This is a genomic window from Pseudomonas sp. 05L36 (assembly GCF_056398125.1).
Genome location: NZ_JBFTOU010000003.1, coordinates 87,834 through 103,381, shown reverse-complemented (window position 1 = coordinate 103,381; position 15,548 = coordinate 87,834). Strand labels below are relative to the sequence as shown.

Below are 15,548 nucleotides of genomic sequence, written 5' to 3'. Positions count from 1 at the left end.
TTCAAGGGCGCCTGTGGATTGAGTTTCGAGACTAAAAGCCGGCGGGATGATGCAGGCGGTAAATAGATAACGCACGGGCCGTGGGCATTTGTGACACGCATATACCTAATTGACCCTGAGCGAAAGGTTGACAGGTCGCTCGCCGCGCGTTGTTAATCGGCGGGTCTTTGTACGCTGTTGTTCCCTCCAATAATTAGTCTGGAGCTTCAGATGTCTGCGCCACACGATCACACGTCTACTGCGATCTCGTCACACCTGTCATTCGAAGCGCTGAGCGCTTTGCTGGAGAAGATTTTTCTGCGTCACGGCACGTCGGCCGACGTTGCCCGGGTGCTTGCGCAAAACTGCGCCGGTGCCGAGCGCGACGGCGCGCACAGTCACGGGGTATTCCGGATTCCGGGTTATGTTTCGACGCTGCAAAGCGGCTGGGTCAATGGCCAGGCCGTTCCGGTGGTCGAAGATGTGGCTTCAGGGTTTGTGCGGGTCGATGCCGCTAACGGTTTTGCGCAACCGGCCCTGGCGGCGGCACGCGAGTTGCTGGTACAGAAAGCCCGGAGTGCCGGCATCGCGGTGCTGGCAATCCGTAACTCGCACCATTTCGCTGCCTTGTGGCCGGATGTCGAGCCCTTCGCCGATGAAGGCCTCGTGGCCTTGAGCGTGGTCAACAGCATGACCTGCGTGGTGCCCCACGGCGCCGACCGGCCGCTGTTCGGCACCAACCCGATTGCCTTCGCTGCGCCGCGGGCCGATGGCGCACCGATTGTATTCGACCTGGCCACCAGTGCCATTGCCCATGGCGATGTGCAGATTGCCGCACGCGAGGGCAAACGCTTGCCGGCAGGGATGGGCGTGGACAGCCTCGGCCAGCCGACCACAGACCCGAAAGCGATTCTTGAGGGCGGTGCGTTGCTGCCTTTTGGCGGGCACAAGGGCTCGGCATTGTCGATGATGGTCGAGTTGCTCGCGGCAGCACTGACCGGCGGCAATTTTTCCTTCGAATTCGACTGGAAGAACCATCCCGGCGCCAAGACGCCCTGGACTGGCCAATTGCTTATCGTGATCGACCCGGGCAAAGCGGTGGGGCAAAGCTTTGCCGAGCGCAGCCAGGAACTGGTGCGGCAAATGCACGGCGTCGGTTTGAAGCGTTTGCCCGGTGACCGGCGTCACCATCAACGCGCCAAATCACAGGTCAATGGCATTGAGCTGGATGCGCAGACGCTGGCGAACTTGCGGGAGCTGGCAGGGGAGTGATCCGAGGTAATGGCAAATAATGTCTAATTAACGCAACCCCTGTGGGAGCAAGCCCGCTCCCACAGGGTTCAGTGTTTGCCCGTGCTTAGCGACGGCCCAGCAACAACCCCACCACCAGTCCAAACCCGGCAGAAATCGCCACGGTTTGCCATGGATGCCCGCCGATATAGGTTTCAGTGGCCTCGACCGCGGGCAGGGTCCGGTCGCGTACGCTGCTTACCGAATCCCTGGCTTGCTGGAGTTTCAGGGCGATTTGTCCGCGAAGGGTCTCCGCTTCTTCCCCGACCAGCGAGGCGCTGCTTTTCAGCAGCTTTTCCGACTCTTCGATCAACGATTGAAGCTCGCTGAACGCTTGATCCTTGATTTGATCTTCGGCGGCTTGCGCGGCGGTTTTGCGGGCCATTGAAGTACTCCTTGCAGGTAAGTGGACAGTGAACAATGGAGTCAGTCGCCGTCGGAAAAGTTGCAGCTATTTTGCCCGGAGAGGCCATCTTGCTGAAAAACCGGCGCAGGACATTTCGTCCTACAGTGTAAGATGTCGCCTATTTTACGCAGCAGGAAATTCCCATGAGCTTCAATCTGGCCGACAAACCCCTCGCCGAGCGCGCTGCGCTTGAAGACGAGAAATCCCGTCTGTTCGAACTCTGGCAAAACAACCTGGGCAAAGCCAAGGGCGAGGCCGCACGGTTGTTTGGCGAACGGGCCAAACGCAAAGGCAAATGGGCCGAATGGGTACGCGCCGAACTGGACGGCATGTCGCCTCCGGAATTCGCCAACATGGTGCGCAGTGAAGTCAATCGCCTGATGGCGGCCAAATAGGAGCTGCCGCAGGCTGCGATCTGTTGATCTTGAGCTTGATCTTGTTGCGCAGCAGTCGGCGAAAAGAAAACATCAAAAGATCGCAGTCTGCGGCAGCTCCTACGAGAAACCGGCGACAATAGCCTCGCGCACTTTCAACACCACCGGGTCGAGCTGGGTACTGGTGCGCCAGCCCAGCTCGATCGGGTAACGCGGCAACGCCAAAGGGCAGGGCAGCAACGCCAGTCCGCTGAGCGTTGCGATGCTTTGGGCGGCATGGGCCGGAATGGTCGCCACGGCCTGGCTGCCTTTGAGCAAATGCGGCAACGCGGCAAAGTGCGTGGTCGAGGCGCACACCCGTCGACTGAGCCCCAGCGCCGCCAATCCTTCATCGGTAATCCCGATAAAACCGCCGGACGACACCAGAATGTGCTCGCGGGCCACAAACTCCTCAAGACTGATGCTCTGCTGATTCTCGACCAGGCTCGACGGGTCCACCAGGCACAGATAGCCACCTTCCCCCAGCACCTGACGGCTGAGCAGCCGCTCGGCAAACCCGCCCGCGGTAATCGCCAGGTCAATGCTGCGCTCCATCAACGCCTGGGCGACGATCTGGCTGTGGGTCTGACGGAAAATCAGGCGCAATTTCGGCGCGCACCGGGCGATTTCCTCGATCAGCCGCCGGCCGTAGGCAATCTCGAAATCATCTGACATTCCCACGGTGACCGAGCGACCTTCGTACTGTTGTGCGGCCGGATCGACCATCGCCAGGCTCTGCCGGCATTTGTTCAGGGCATCACTGACCACCGGTTTGAGCTGATTGGCCTTGAGCGAGGGAGCCAGGCCGCGTCCGGTGCGCACGAACAGCTGATCGCCATACACCTCGCGCAAGCGACGCAAGGCCGCGCTGACGGCCGATTGCGTCACGCCCAGGCGCAGTGCGGCACGGCTGGCGCTGGACTCTTCGTGCAGTGCTTCGAAGACTTTGAGCAGGTTGAGGTCGACGTCGGTGATATTCATTTCGTTCATATCATTCAGCAGTGAATCGGTCTTTATTGATGATCACGTGACGCCGGAGAATGAGCAACACCTGATGCGAATGGAGTTTCCAAATGCCCAAATCAATCGTTGCGGCCCTGCAAATCGGCGCCTTGCCCGGTGGCAAGGCTGAAACCCTGGAGCAGATCCTGTCCTATGAAAACGCGATCATCGAATCCGGTGCCGGGTTGGTGGTGATGCCCGAAGCGCTGCTGGGTGGTTATCCCAAAGGCGAGGGCTTTGGCACGCAATTGGGCTATCGCCTGCCGGAAGGTCGCGAAGCCTTTGCCCGCTATTTTGCCAATGCCATCGACGTACCCGGCGCGGAAACCGAGGCGCTGGCGGCGCTGTCCGCGCGCACCGGGGCCAATCTGGTGATCGGCGTGATCGAGCGTGCGGGCAGCACGTTGTACTGCACCGCGCTGTACCTCGATCCGCAGGCCGGGCTGGTGGCCAAACACCGCAAACTGATGCCCACCGGCACCGAACGGCTGATCTGGGGCAAAGGCGATGGCTCGACCTTGCCGGTGATCGACAGCCAGGTCGGGCGCGTCGGTGCGCTGGTGTGCTGGGAAAACATGATGCCGCTGCTGCGCACGGCGATGTACGCCAAGGACGTGGAGGTGTGGTGCGCGCCAACCGTGGACGAGCGGGAAATGTGGCAGGTCAGCATGCGCCACATCGCCCATGAGGGGCGTTGCTTCGTGGTCAGTGCCTGTCAGGTTCAGGCATCGCCCCAGGCCCTGGGCCTGGACATCGCCAACTGGCCGGCGGAGCGGCCGTTGATTGCTGGCGGCAGTGTGATCGTCGGTCCCATGGGCGACATCCTCGCCGGACCGTTGCGTGATAGCGCCGGTCTGCTCACTGCACAAATCGACACCGACGACCTGGTACGCGCCCGTTATGACTTTGACGTGGTTGGCCACTACGCCCGCCCGGATGTGTTCGAACTGACCGTGGACGAGCGCGCCAAACCCGGAGTGCGCTTCATCGCTTGATACCCGGCGGGCTTTGGCCAAAGCAGTCAGACAACTTGATAGCTTTGACCATTGCCCGCCACCCCGCGCAGAGCGAGTATTTCCCTGTTGATTACGGTTCCCCCCAACCTAATAAAAACACAGAGGGATTCTGGCAATGCGCGATTACTTGTCTGCTACTTCTCAGTTCAACTATCAGCACACCGTCGATGCCACACTCGCGGGCGATTTGACGGCCCTCAACGCCTGTGTCGAATGCTGTGACCGGCATGCCTTGCCGGGTCGCATCGCGCTGTTCTGGGAAGGCCGCGACGGCAGCAGCGCGGCTTACACCTTCACCGAACTGCAGGACAAGGCCGCGCGCTTCGCCAATTTCCTGCAGGCGTTGGGTGTGAAGAAAGGCGACAAGGTCGCCGGCCTGTTGCCACGCAATATCGAATTGTTGATCACCGTGTTCGCCGCCTGGCGCATCGGCGCGGTGTATCAACCGCTGTTTACCGCGTTCGGCCCCAAGGCCATAGAGCACCGCCTGAGCTGCTCTGGCGCCAAAGTGGTGGTCACCGATGGGGTGAACCGGCCGAAACTCGCCGAAGTCGCCGATTGCCCGACCACGGTGACCGTCACCGGCCCCAAAGGGCAGGGCCTGGTTCGCGGCGATTTCAGTTTCTGGGCCGAACTGGCCAACTATTCCCCCGACTGTGAACCGGTGCTGCTGACCGGCGAAGATCCGTTCCTGCTGATGTTCACCTCGGGCACCACCGGCCCGTCGAAAGCACTGTCGGTGCCGCTCAAGGCCATCGTTGCGTTCCAGAGCTACACCCGCGATGCGGTGGATCTGCGCCCGGAAGACGCCTTCTGGAACGTCGCCGACCCGGGTTGGGCCTACGGTATTTATTTCGGTGTCACAGGGCCGATGTCCATGGGGCATCCGATTACTTTTTACGATGGCCCGTTCACCCTCGAAAGCACCTGCCGGGTGATCAACAAATACGGGATTACCAACCTCACCGGTTCGCCGACGGCCTACCGTTTGCTGATTGCCGGCGGCGATGAATTCGCCAGATCGATCAAGGGCAAGCTGCGTATCGTCAGCAGCGCCGGCGAGCCGCTGAACCCGGAAGTGATCCGCTGGTTCGCCGACAACCTCGGCGTGGTCATCCACGACCATTACGGCCAGACCGAACTGGGCATGGTGCTGTGCAACCACCACGGCCTGGAACATCCGATTCACATGGGCGCCGCCGGATTTGCCTCGCCGGGCCACCGTATCGTAGTGCTGGATGACGAATACCAGGAACTGGGCGTTGGCCAGCCGGGCATCCTGGCCATCGACCGCAGCCAATCGCCGATGTGCTGGTTCGCCGGCTACGAAGGCGGGCCGACCAAGGCCTTTGTCGGCAACTATTACCTGAGTGGCGACACCGTCGAGTGGAACCCGGACGGCAGCATCAGCTTCGTCGGTCGCAGCGATGACGTGATCACCACCTCCGGCTACCGGGTAGGTCCCTTCGACGTGGAAAGTGCGCTGATCGAACACCCGGCCGTAGTCGAGGCCGCAGTGGTCGGCAAACCCGATCCGGAGCGCACCGAACTGGTCAAGGCCTTCGTCGTGCTCAGCCCGCAATACCGCGCTGAACCTGCGCTGGCCGAAGAGCTGCGCCAGCACGTGCGCAAACGTCTGGCGGCGCACTCGTACCCCCGCGAAATCGAATTTGTCAGCGAATTGCCGAAAACCCCAAGCGGCAAATTGCAGCGCTTTATCTTGCGCAACCAGGAAATCGCCAAGGCTCAAGAGGCCGCGGCGAAGAACCTTCCAGCTTGAATCCAGGGAAACAATGATGCAGATCGAGAACAAGATTTTTATCGTCACCGGTGGCGCTTCCGGCCTCGGTGCCGCCACCGCCGAGGTGCTGGTTAACGCTGGCGCGAAAGTGATGCTGGTGGACATGAACGCCGAGGCCGTTGCAGCCCAGGCCCAGCGCCTTGGCGCGCACAGCGTGGTGGCGGACATCAGCGACGAAGCGGCGGCCGAAGCTGCGGTGCGGGCGACGGTCAAGGCCTTTGGCGGCCTTAATGGCCTGGTCAATTGCGCCGGCATCGTGCGTGGCGAGAAGATTCTCGGCAAGAACGGTCCACACGCACTGGCCAGTTTCAGCCAGGTGATCAACGTCAACCTGATCGGCAGCTTCAACATGCTGCGCCTGGCGGCAGCGGCGATTGCCGAGACCGAAGCGGATGCCGACGGCGAGCGCGGCGTGATCATCAACACCGCGTCTGCTGCGGCCTATGACGGTCAGATCGGTCAGGCGGCTTACTCGGCGTCCAAGGGCGCGATTGTCAGTCTGACCTTGCCGGCGGCCCGTGAGCTGGCGCGTTTTGGCATCCGTGTCATGACGATCGCCCCCGGCATCTTCGAGACACCGATGATGGCCGGCATGACCCAGGAAGTCCGCGATTCCCTGGCCGCCGGCGTGCCGTTCCCGCCACGCCTGGGCAAACCGGGCGAGTATGCCGGGCTGGTCAAGCATATTATTGAAAACAGCATGCTCAACGGCGAGGTGATCCGTCTCGACGGTGCCTTGCGCATGGCCGCCAAGTAAGGAGGATTTGTCATGACTATTTCCAACGATCCGATTGTAATCGTCAGCGCCGTCCGTACCCCGATGGGCGGTTTCCAGGGCGAACTGAAAAGTCTGACCGCGCCGCAACTCGGCGCGGCGGCCATCAAAGCAGCGGTGGAACGCGCTGGCGTTGCCAGCGATTCCGTCGACGAAGTGTTGTTCGGCTGCGTGCTGCCGGCAGGCCTTGGCCAGGCCCCTGCGCGTCAGGCGGCGCTGGGCGCGGGGCTGGATAAATCGACCCGCTGCACCACCCTGAACAAGATGTGCGGTTCCGGCATGGAAGCGGCGATTCTGGCCCATGACATGCTGGTGGCGGGCAGTGCCGACGTCGTGGTCGCCGGTGGCATGGAAAGCATGTCCAACGCGCCTTACCTGCTGGACCGTGCCCGTGCCGGCTACCGCATGGGCCATGGCCGGGTGCAGGACTCGATGTTCCTGGACGGCCTCGAAGACGCCTACGACAAGGGCCGCCTGATGGGCACCTTCGCCGAAGACTGCGCCGAAACCAACAGCTTCAGCCGCGAAGCCCAGGACGCCTTTGCCATCGCCTCGACCACCCGCGCGCAACAGGCGATCAAGGACGGCAGCTTCAAGGCCGAAATCGTCCCGCTGACCGTGACGGTGGGCAAAGAGCAGGTTGTGATCAGCAATGACGAGCAGCCGCCAAAAGCCAGGCTGGACAAGATCGCTTCGTTGAAACCGGCGTTCCGCGAAGGCGGCACGGTGACCGCGGCCAACTCCAGTTCGATCTCCGACGGTGCCGCCGCATTGGTGCTGATGCGCCAGTCGCAGGCACAGAAACAAGGGCTGAAACCGTTGGCGGTGATTCATGGTCACGCGGCGTTTGCCGACACCCCGGGTCTGTTTCCAGTGGCGCCAATCGGTGCGATCAAGAAATTGATGAAAAAAACCGGCTGGTCGCTCAATGACGTCGATCTGGTGGAAGTCAACGAAGCCTTCGCCGTGGTTGGCATGGCCGCGATGACTCATCTGGAAATCCCCCACGAGAAACTCAACGTGCACGGGGGGGCTTGCGCCCTGGGCCACCCGATCGGGGCTTCCGGTGCGCGGATTCTGGTGACCCTGCTCTCGGCCCTGCGCCAGAAAGGCTTGAAGCGTGGCGTCGCGGCGATCTGTATCGGCGGCGGTGAAGCGACGGCCATGGCCGTGGAATGCCTGTACTAACCGAGCGGTTCCTGTAGGAGCTGCCGCAGGCTGCGATCTTTTGACCTTGATTTTTTAGCGATTTCAAGACTGCCAAAAATCAAAAGATCGCAGGCTTCGCCAGCTCCTACAGGGGGGCGATTACATTTTTAAGGATTCACCATGATCCCCAATGACGACCAACAACAAATCCGCGACATGGCCCGGGACTTTGCCCAGGAACGGCTGAAGCCTTTCGCCGCCGAGTGGGACCGCGAGCATCGCTTCCCCAAGGAAGCCATCGGCGAGATGGCCGGGTTGGGCTTCTTCGGCATGCTGGTGCCGGAGCAGTGGGGCGGATGCGACACCGGTTACCTGGCTTACGCCATGGCCCTGGAAGAAATCGCCGCCGGCGATGGCGCCTGCTCGACCATCATGAGCGTGCACAACTCCGTGGGCTGTGTGCCGATCCTCAACTACGGCACCGATGAGCAGAAGGAGCGCTTCCTTAAGCCGCTGGCCAGCGGTGCGATGCTCGGCGCTTTCGCCCTGACCGAACCCCAGGCCGGTTCCGACGCCAGCGGCCTGAAAACCCGTGCCCGTCTGGAAGGCGATCACTACGTGCTCAACGGCTGCAAGCAATTCATCACCTCCGGGCAGAATGCCGGGGTGGTGATCGTGTTTGCGGTGACCGATCCGAGCGCTGGCAAACGCGGCATAAGCGCCTTTATCGTGCCGACCGATTCGCCGGGCTACACCGTTGCGCGGGTCGAGGACAAGCTCGGTCAGCATGCGTCCGACACCTGCCAGATTCTTTTCGAAGACGTGAAGGTGCCGCTGGCCAACCGTTTGGGCGAGGAGGGCGAAGGCTACAGGATTGCCCTGGCCAACCTTGAAGGCGGTCGCGTCGGCATCGCTTCGCAATCGGTGGGCATGGCCCGCGCCGCGTTCGAAGCGGCCCGCGATTACGCCCGTGAGCGCGAGAGCTTCGGCAAGCCGATCATCGAGCACCAGGCCGTGGCCTTCCGCCTGGCGGACATGGCGACCCAGATCGCCGTGGCGCGGCAAATGGTGCACTACGCCGCCGCCCTGCGCGACAGTGGCAAACCGGCCTTGGTCGAAGCGTCGATGGCCAAGTTGTTCGCCTCGGAAATGGCCGAGAAGGTATGCTCCTCGGCGCTGCAAACCCTTGGCGGTTACGGTTACCTCAACGACTTCCCGGTGGAACGGATCTACCGCGACGTGCGGGTCTGCCAGATCTACGAAGGCACCAGCGATATTCAGCGCATGGTCATTTCGCGCAATCTATAAGAAGGAGTCCCCTGTGAGCTATGAAACGATTTTGCTGGAAACCCACGGCCGCGTTGGCCTGATCACTCTCAACCGTCCACAAGCGTTGAACGCGTTGAATGCACAGATCGTCAGCGAACTGAACCAGGCCCTCGATGGCTTCGAGGCTGACTCGAACATCGGCTGCATCGTCCTGACCGGTTCGAAAAAAGCCTTCGCCGCCGGTGCCGACATCAAAGAAATGGCGGAGCTGACCTATCCGCAGATCTACCTCGACGACCTGTTCAGCGACAGCGACCGCGTAGCCAACCGCCGCAAGCCGATCATCGCGGCGGTCAACGGTTTCGCCCTGGGTGGCGGCTGTGAGCTGGCGCTGATGTGCGACTTCATCCTGGCCGGCGACAACGCCAGATTCGGTCAGCCGGAAATCAACCTCGGGGTGTTGCCGGGCATGGGCGGCACCCAGCGCCTGACCCGCGCCGTGGGCAAGGCCAAGGCCATGGAGATGTGCCTGAGCGGGCGCCTTATCGATGCCGTGGAAGCGGAGCGTTGCGGCATCGTGGCGCGGATCGTGCCGAGCGATGAGTTGCTGGATGAAGCGCTGAAAGTTGCGGCGTTGATCGCCAAAAAGTCGTTGCCGATTGCGATGATGGTCAAGGAAAGTGTCAACCGTGCCTTTGAAGTGAGCCTGGCCGAAGGCGTGCGCTTTGAGCGTCGGGTGTTCCATGCGGCGTTTGCGACGCAGGATCAGAAGGAAGGGATGGCGGCGTTCATTGCCAAGCGTGAGGCCGAGTTCCAAGGTAAGTAATGCGGCGTCTTCGCTGACGCTATCGCGGGCAAGCCCGCTCCCACAGTGTTCCTGGTCGTTCACACATATTGTGTACACCCCCGGAACCTGTGGGAGCGGGCTTGCCCGCGATGCTTTTAGGGCTTCACACCAGGTAGTTCTTCAGTTCGCGGGCAATCACCATCCGCTGAATCTCGCTGGACCCTTCGTAGATCTGCGTGATCCGCGCATCCCGGTAGTACTTCTCCACCGGATAGTCTTCCAGGTAGCCATAGCCGCCATGAATCTGAATGGCGGACGAGCACACCTTCTCGGCCATTTCCGAGGCAAACAGCTTGGCTTGTGACGCCTCCGACAGGCAGGGTTTGCCGGCCGTGCGCAGGCGCGCGGCGTGCAGGATCAGCAACCGCGCGGCGTTCAACTGCATGTGCATGTCGGCCAGCAAATTGGCGATGCTCTGGTGTTCATTGATCGTCTTGCCAAACTGCACCCGATCACGGGAGTAGGCCAGCGCCGCTTCGAACGCCGCGCGAGCAATGCCGAGTGCTTGAGCTGCGATGCCGATTCGCCCGCCTTCGAGGTTGGACAAGGCGATGGCCAGACCCTTGCCGCGTTCTCCCAGCAAATTGGCCTCGGGGATGGTGCAGTCGTTCAGAGTGACCGCGCAGGTGTCGGAAGCACGGATGCCCATTTTGTGTTCGGTGCGATCGACGATAAAACCGGCGGTATCGGTCGGTACCAGGAACGCCGAGATGCCACGCTTGCCCAAATCCGGATCGGTCACGGCAAACACAATCGCCAGCTTGGCCCGCTTGCCGTTGCTGACGAATTGCTTGGCGCCGTTGATCACCCACTGGCCGTCGCGCAGTTCGGCGCGGGTGCGCAGGTTGTGTGCCTCGGAACCGGCCTGGGGTTCGGTCAGGCAGAAGCAGCCGATGACCTTGCCGCTGGCCAGGTCCGCCAGCCAGGTCTGTTTCTGTTCTTCGCTGCCGTAGTTGAGCACCGGCCCGCAGCCCACGGAGTTGTGGATGCTCATGAAGGCGCCGGTAGCACCGTCGCCGGCGGAAATCTCTTCTACCGCCAGGGCGTAGGCCACGTAGTCGACATAGGTGCCGCCCCATTCCTCGGGCACAACCATGCCCAGCAAGCCCAGTTCGCCCATCTTCGCCACCAGACCGTCATCGATCCAGCCGGCCTTTTCCCAGGCCTGGGCATGGGGCGCGATTTCGCCACGGGCAAAATCCCGGGCCATGTCGCGGATCATGACTTGCTCTTCGCTCAATTCGATATCGTGCATGGCTCAGCTCTCGCTCTGGTCAAACCCGCTGAAGAAGCTCGCCACGTGTTCGGCGTCCAGCGCCTCGAGGGTGGGCGGGTTCCAGCGGGGTGTCTTGTCTTTGTCGATCAGCAAGGCGCGCACGCCCTCGATCAGGTCGCCGCGCTCGAACCACTGGCGGTCCAGATGCAGTTCAAGGGCGAAACATTGTTCAAGTGGCAGCTCGCGTCCGCGACGGAGCATTTCCAGAGTCACGGCCATGGCCAGCGGCGAGCGGGTTTCCAGCAGGTTGGCGGTGGTGACCGCCCACTCATGGCTGTCGGCGACCGTTACCTGACGCAGTTGCTTCACAATACTCGGCACATCGGGTTGGGCGAAGAAGTGGTCGATGGCCGGGCGCAAGGTCGCCAGTGGCGCATCTGGCAGTTGCTGCACGGCGAGTGTTGCCAACAGGCCTTGCAGGTCCTTGAGCGGCGTGTCGTGCCATTCGAGCTGGTCGAGTTTTTCGTCCAGGGCGCCCAGCTTGACGCTTTCCAGGTACCAGTCGGCCAGACCGCAATACAGCGCATCGGCGGCGCGAATTTGTACCCCGGTGACACCGAGGTAAATCCCCAGTTCACCAGGGATGCGCGGCAGGAAGTAACTGCCGCCGACGTCCGGGAAGTAGCCGATGCCGACTTCCGGCATCGCCAGGCGGCTTTTTTCGGTGACCACGCGCAAGTCTGCGCCTTGCACCAGACCCATGCCGCCGCCGAGGACAAAACCGTCCATCAGGGCCAGTACCGGTTTGCGGTAGTGGTGGATCGCGAGGTCGAGGGCGTATTCCTCGACGAAGAAATCTTCGTGCAGGGTGTCGCCGCTTTTGAAGCTGTCATGCAGCGAGCGAATGTCGCCGCCGGCACAGAAGGCTTTTTCCCCGGCACCACGCAAGACCACGGCATGCACTTGCGAGTCCTGGGCCCAGGCGTCGAGCTGGCGGTGCAGGTTGAGCACCATGTCCAGGGTGAGGGCATTGAGGCCGGCGGGGCGGTTGAGGGTCAGATGACCAATGTGGTTGCGCACTTCGGCCAGCACATCGTTGTGCATGGCATCCATGAACTGCGTCCCCTTCGATGAAACCTGAGCAGTCATCACTAACTCCCTGCTTTTATTGTCTTTATCGAGATGCTCGCGCGCGAGCGATGACGGATCGTATCAGTGCAAATTTGCCTTGTACAACCCGGATAAGTGCAGGTTGTCTGTGCATTTTTGCATGGTGATGACCGGCACTGTTTCAGCGTAGACCAACGCGTATTCAGGCAAACGCCGCGAGCAGATCCTCTTCGAACGCCTTCTGCGCATCGCCGGCCACCTGAGCCCGATGCCGGGCCAGATGAAACGCGACATCGAAACTCATGTCGCCTCGGCGCACGGCCCTGAGCAAACCTTTGTCTTCCCAGCCACGGGCAAAGTGGCTGGGCAAATAACCGACATGCTTACCGGAAAGGATGAAGGCGAGGGTGCCTTCGACTTGCTCCGAACGTGCCGAACACCGCTTGCCCTGAAAGGGTTCGTCACTGCGCAGGAAACGGTAGGGGTGATCGACCCGGTCGCTGGCCTGCAGGTCCTGATCGATCGGGTTCGCGTTGGTGAACATTGGATGGCCGGGGGCGCAATACAGGTGCTGGGTTTCAATGAACAGTTCGCGGTAGTCAAACGCACTTTGTACTTGCGAGAAGTAGCCGATGGCCAGGTCCAGCCGCTGTTGCAGCAGCAGGCGTTCCATCTCGCCGGGCATGGCGCTGATCAGCTCGATACGCACCGACTCGTCCCGCTCACGGAAGCGCCGGATTGCTTCGGCCACCCGTTGCAGCACCGATTGATCCAGGGCTTCGGACAGGCCCAGGCGCACTTCGCCGATCAGGCGTCCGGCCACGCCGTTGGATTGATGACGGAAGGCTTCGATGGACTCGAACAGTCCACGGGTGGCGCTGAGCAATTGCTCGCCCTTGGGAGTGATCTTGAATCCGCCCTTGCCGCGACTGCACAAGCGATAGCCAAGGCGGGTTTCCAGTTTGGCCATTTGCTGGCTGATGCTCGACTGGCTCAACCCCAACTCGCCCTGGGCTGCGCTGAAGCCGCCGCACTCCACCACGTTGACGAACAGCCGCAATAATTGCAGATCCAGATCATGCAGTTGGCCGAGCATCAAACATTACTCCGTCATAAAGTCAGGTTAATTAACTTGGTATTTCACCAATGTATCCGACGACGCATCCTGCAACCACTTCCTCTGGTCAGGTGTTCGTCATGGCTCCCATGTTCAAGCTGTGTTTACCCGCGCTGTTCCTTGCCATGGCCGCATCGGCCCAGGCCGAAGACAAGGTGGTCAATCTGTACAGCTGGGCCGATTACGTGGCTCCTGAAACCCTGCAACGGTTCGAGCGGGAGACGGGCATCCATGTGCGCTACGACACCTTCGATTCTTCTGAGGTGCTGGAAACCAAGTTGCTCACCGGCGGCAGCGGTTATGACGTGGTCGTACCGTCCTCCAGCGTGCTGGCCCGGGGCCTTGCGGCCGGGGCGTTGAAACCGATTCCCCACGAGGACCTCAAGGGTTACGCCAACCTCGATCCGGATTTGCTGGAAAAGCTCGCCGCAGTCGATCCGGGCAACCGCTACGGCGTGCCTTATACCTGGGGCACGTTGGGATTAGGCATGAACGTCGAAGCCGTGAAGAAGCGTTTGCCGGATGTGCCCCTCAACAGCCTGGACCTGCTGTTCAAACCCGAGTACGCGAGCAAGTTGAAGGACTGCGGTATTGCCATTCTCGACTCGCCCCAAGAGATAATCGGACTGGCACTGCATTACCTGGGCAAAGATCCCTACAGCACGGACAAGAGCGATCTGTCAGCCGCCGAAGCGTTGCTGCATCAGCTACAGCCGAACGTACTGTACGTCGCCACCGGGCGGCAGATCAGCGATCTGGCCAATGGCAGCGTGTGCCTGGCTCTGACCTACAACGGTGACGCGAGCATGGCCGCCGATCAGGCGCGCAAGGCCAACAAACCCTATGAAGTTGCCTACCGGATTCCCAAGGACGGCACCCTCGTGTGGCAGGACAACCTGGCGATTCCCAAGGATGCACCGCACCCCGAAGCCGCCCGCGCTTTTATCGAGTTCATGTTGCGTCCCGAATCCGTGGCGGCACTGACCAATACGTTGTTCTTCGCCACGGCGAATCAGGCAGCCACGCCGCTGGTGGATGAAGCCGTGCGCACCGATCCGGACATCTACCCGTTGGTTGATGTGCGTGAGCGGCTGTACGCCGACCGCAGCATGAGCCTCAAGGACATGCGCCAGCGCACCCGTTTGTGGACCACTTTCCGTAGCCGCCAATAAGAAAAGAGAAGGAGCCTTCAATGGACGTCCCGATGCAGAACGATCAAGCCCTTACCCGTGACAGCCTTTACGGCACGGCCGCCGAAAGTACCTACGCCGGCATTACCAGCTTCATGCGTCGACGCTACAGTCGTGACCTGCGTGGCGTTGATGTGGCCGTCAGTGGCGTGCCGTTCGACACGGCCACCAGCAACCGCCCCGGCGCACGCTTCGGACCACGGGGCATTCGTGCCGCCTCTGCCGGGATCGCCTGGGAACGGCACTGGCCGTGGACGTTTGACCCGTTCGATCACCTGGCGGTGATCGACTACGGCGATTGCGATTTCGATTACGGCTCACCGCAGTCGACACCTGAAATGATTGAGGCCCACGCCGAGCACATCCTCAATGCCGGCACCGCGATGCTGACTTTTGGTGGCGACCATTTCATCACCTATCCACTGCTCAAGGCCCATGCCCGCAAGCACGGGGCGTTGTCGCTGATCCACTTCGACGCCCACAGCGACACCTGGCCGGACGAAGAGGGCAAGCGCATCGATCACGGCACCATGTTCTGGCACGCGGCCAGGGAAGGGCTGGTCGATCCGTCACGTTCGGTACAAATCGGCTTGCGCACCACCAACGATGATCATCAAGGCTTTCAAGTGCTCGACGCGCGGCAGGTGCATCGTCGTGGCTGCGAAGCGATTGTCGAGGCGATTCGGGCGCGGGTCGGCGACAACCCCGTGTACCTGACCTTCGACATCGACTGCCTCGATCCGGCGTTTGCTCCGGGCACCGGAACACCGGTGTGTGGCGGCTTGAGTACGGTGCAGGCGCTGGAAATTCTCGGCGGTCTACGCGGGATCAATCTGGTGGGCATGGACGTGGTGGAAGTGGCCCCGGCCTATGACAGCGCAGAGATTACATCACTGGCGGCGGCGACACTGGCGATGGAGATGCTGTGTCTGTATGCGGCCAGGCATAAGGTCGATATGTAGTACACA

15 protein-coding genes are annotated in these 15,548 nt (G+C 61.4%); 10 read left to right on the top strand and 5 right to left on the bottom strand.

Annotation, left to right across the window (positions count from 1 at the left end; all coding sequences use genetic code 11):
* The first annotated feature begins 210 nt into the window (after positions 1–210).
* Entirely contained in the window at positions 211–1,251 is a 1,041-nt protein-coding gene (locus AC1DKH_RS04185; RefSeq protein WP_477797510.1) for an Ldh family oxidoreductase, read from the top strand.
* A gap of 85 nt (positions 1,252–1,336) precedes the next feature.
* Here AC1DKH_RS04185 and AC1DKH_RS04180 read toward each other — a convergent pair whose 3' ends face one another.
* A complete protein-coding gene (locus AC1DKH_RS04180) occupies positions 1,337–1,654 on the bottom strand; it encodes an ElaB/YgaM/YqjD family protein (RefSeq protein WP_477754239.1) in 318 nt (105 codons plus the stop codon).
* A 164-nt stretch (positions 1,655–1,818) separates the two neighbouring features.
* On the opposite strand from AC1DKH_RS04180, the gene AC1DKH_RS04175 reads away from it, so the two are divergent.
* A complete protein-coding gene (locus tag AC1DKH_RS04175) occupies positions 1,819–2,070 on the top strand; it encodes a hypothetical protein (protein WP_007983592.1) in 252 nt (83 codons plus the stop codon).
* A 99-nt stretch (positions 2,071–2,169) separates the two neighbouring features.
* Here AC1DKH_RS04175 and AC1DKH_RS04170 read toward each other — a convergent pair whose 3' ends face one another.
* Positions 2,170–3,078: a LysR family transcriptional regulator gene (locus AC1DKH_RS04170; RefSeq protein ID WP_477797509.1), complete on the bottom strand. Its 909-nt coding sequence runs from the start codon at positions 3,076–3,078 to the stop codon at positions 2,170–2,172.
* A gap of 83 nt (positions 3,079–3,161) precedes the next feature.
* On the opposite strand from AC1DKH_RS04170, the gene AC1DKH_RS04165 reads away from it, so the two are divergent.
* The 6 genes from AC1DKH_RS04165 to AC1DKH_RS04140 all read left to right on the top strand — a co-directional run bounded on the left by AC1DKH_RS04165 (position 3,162) and on the right by AC1DKH_RS04140 (position 9,926).
* Complete coding sequence (locus AC1DKH_RS04165; RefSeq protein ID WP_477797508.1) at positions 3,162–4,085, top strand: carbon-nitrogen hydrolase family protein; 924 nt, start codon at positions 3,162–3,164, stop codon at positions 4,083–4,085.
* Between the two features lie 136 nt (positions 4,086–4,221).
* The gene (locus AC1DKH_RS04160; protein WP_477797507.1) at positions 4,222–5,886 is read left to right on the top strand and encodes an AMP-binding protein; all 1,665 of its coding nucleotides are present in this window, start codon (positions 4,222–4,224) and stop codon (positions 5,884–5,886) included.
* 16 nt (positions 5,887–5,902) lie between these two features.
* Positions 5,903–6,664 carry an SDR family NAD(P)-dependent oxidoreductase gene (locus AC1DKH_RS04155; protein ID WP_477797506.1) on the top strand — a complete coding sequence of 254 codons (762 nt, stop codon included), beginning with the start codon at positions 5,903–5,905 and terminating at the stop codon, positions 6,662–6,664.
* Between the two features lie 12 nt (positions 6,665–6,676).
* Positions 6,677–7,870, top strand: coding sequence for an acetyl-CoA C-acyltransferase (locus AC1DKH_RS04150; protein WP_477754234.1), 1,194 nt, complete (start codon positions 6,677–6,679; stop codon positions 7,868–7,870).
* A 141-nt stretch (positions 7,871–8,011) separates the two neighbouring features.
* Positions 8,012–9,139, top strand: coding sequence for an acyl-CoA dehydrogenase (locus tag AC1DKH_RS04145; RefSeq protein WP_477797505.1), 1,128 nt, complete (start codon positions 8,012–8,014; stop codon positions 9,137–9,139).
* A gap of 13 nt (positions 9,140–9,152) precedes the next feature.
* Positions 9,153–9,926 (top strand): enoyl-CoA hydratase, encoded by a 774-nt coding sequence (locus AC1DKH_RS04140; protein ID WP_477797504.1) that lies wholly within the window; start codon positions 9,153–9,155, stop codon positions 9,924–9,926.
* Positions 9,927–10,050: 124 nt separating this feature from the next.
* Here AC1DKH_RS04140 and AC1DKH_RS04135 read toward each other — a convergent pair whose 3' ends face one another.
* The 3 genes from AC1DKH_RS04135 to AC1DKH_RS04125 form a co-directional block, all read right to left on the bottom strand.
* Complete coding sequence (locus AC1DKH_RS04135; protein WP_477797503.1) at positions 10,051–11,202, bottom strand: acyl-CoA dehydrogenase family protein; 1,152 nt, start codon at positions 11,200–11,202, stop codon at positions 10,051–10,053.
* Between the two features lie 3 nt (positions 11,203–11,205).
* The gene (locus AC1DKH_RS04130) at positions 11,206–12,312 is read right to left on the bottom strand and encodes an enoyl-CoA hydratase/isomerase family protein (RefSeq protein WP_477754230.1); all 1,107 of its coding nucleotides are present in this window, start codon (positions 12,310–12,312) and stop codon (positions 11,206–11,208) included.
* A gap of 163 nt (positions 12,313–12,475) precedes the next feature.
* On the bottom strand, positions 12,476–13,369 hold the full coding sequence (locus AC1DKH_RS04125) for a LysR family transcriptional regulator (protein ID WP_477797502.1): 894 nt from the start codon (positions 13,367–13,369) through the stop codon (positions 12,476–12,478).
* A 101-nt stretch (positions 13,370–13,470) separates the two neighbouring features.
* Between AC1DKH_RS04125 and AC1DKH_RS04120 the strand changes: the two genes are divergently transcribed.
* Together AC1DKH_RS04120 and speB are read left to right on the top strand one after the other, a co-directional pair.
* Positions 13,471–14,562: a polyamine ABC transporter substrate-binding protein gene (locus tag AC1DKH_RS04120; protein WP_477797501.1), complete on the top strand. Its 1,092-nt coding sequence runs from the start codon at positions 13,471–13,473 to the stop codon at positions 14,560–14,562.
* 20 nt (positions 14,563–14,582) lie between these two features.
* Positions 14,583–15,542: an agmatinase gene (gene speB / locus AC1DKH_RS04115; RefSeq protein ID WP_477797500.1), complete on the top strand. Its 960-nt coding sequence runs from the start codon at positions 14,583–14,585 to the stop codon at positions 15,540–15,542.
* Positions 15,543–15,548 lie beyond the last annotated feature (6 nt).

Bases quoted from the DNA above. Each gene is read 5' to 3' on its own strand.
- AC1DKH_RS04135 (WP_477797503.1), bottom strand. From the start codon at position 11,202: ATGCACGATATCGAATTGAGCGAAGAGCAAGTCATGATCCGCGACATG.
- AC1DKH_RS04180 (WP_477754239.1), bottom strand. From the start codon at position 1,654: ATGGCCCGCAAAACCGCCGCGCAAGCCGCCGAAGATCAAATCAAGGAT.
- AC1DKH_RS04125 (WP_477797502.1), bottom strand. From the start codon at position 13,369: ATGCTCGGCCAACTGCATGATCTGGATCTGCAATTATTGCGGCTGTTC.
- AC1DKH_RS04170 (WP_477797509.1), bottom strand. From the start codon at position 3,078: ATGAACGAAATGAATATCACCGACGTCGACCTCAACCTGCTCAAAGTC.
- speB (WP_477797500.1), top strand. From the start codon at position 14,583: ATGGACGTCCCGATGCAGAACGATCAAGCCCTTACCCGTGACAGCCTT.
- AC1DKH_RS04165 (WP_477797508.1), top strand. From the start codon at position 3,162: ATGCCCAAATCAATCGTTGCGGCCCTGCAAATCGGCGCCTTGCCCGGT.
- AC1DKH_RS04130 (WP_477754230.1), bottom strand. From the start codon at position 12,312: ATGACTGCTCAGGTTTCATCGAAGGGGACGCAGTTCATGGATGCCATG.
- AC1DKH_RS04120 (WP_477797501.1), top strand. From the start codon at position 13,471: ATGGCTCCCATGTTCAAGCTGTGTTTACCCGCGCTGTTCCTTGCCATG.
- AC1DKH_RS04150 (WP_477754234.1), top strand. From the start codon at position 6,677: ATGACTATTTCCAACGATCCGATTGTAATCGTCAGCGCCGTCCGTACC.
- AC1DKH_RS04160 (WP_477797507.1), top strand. From the start codon at position 4,222: ATGCGCGATTACTTGTCTGCTACTTCTCAGTTCAACTATCAGCACACC.
- AC1DKH_RS04155 (WP_477797506.1), top strand. From the start codon at position 5,903: ATGCAGATCGAGAACAAGATTTTTATCGTCACCGGTGGCGCTTCCGGC.
- AC1DKH_RS04175 (WP_007983592.1), top strand. From the start codon at position 1,819: ATGAGCTTCAATCTGGCCGACAAACCCCTCGCCGAGCGCGCTGCGCTT.
- AC1DKH_RS04185 (WP_477797510.1), top strand. From the start codon at position 211: ATGTCTGCGCCACACGATCACACGTCTACTGCGATCTCGTCACACCTG.
- AC1DKH_RS04145 (WP_477797505.1), top strand. From the start codon at position 8,012: ATGATCCCCAATGACGACCAACAACAAATCCGCGACATGGCCCGGGAC.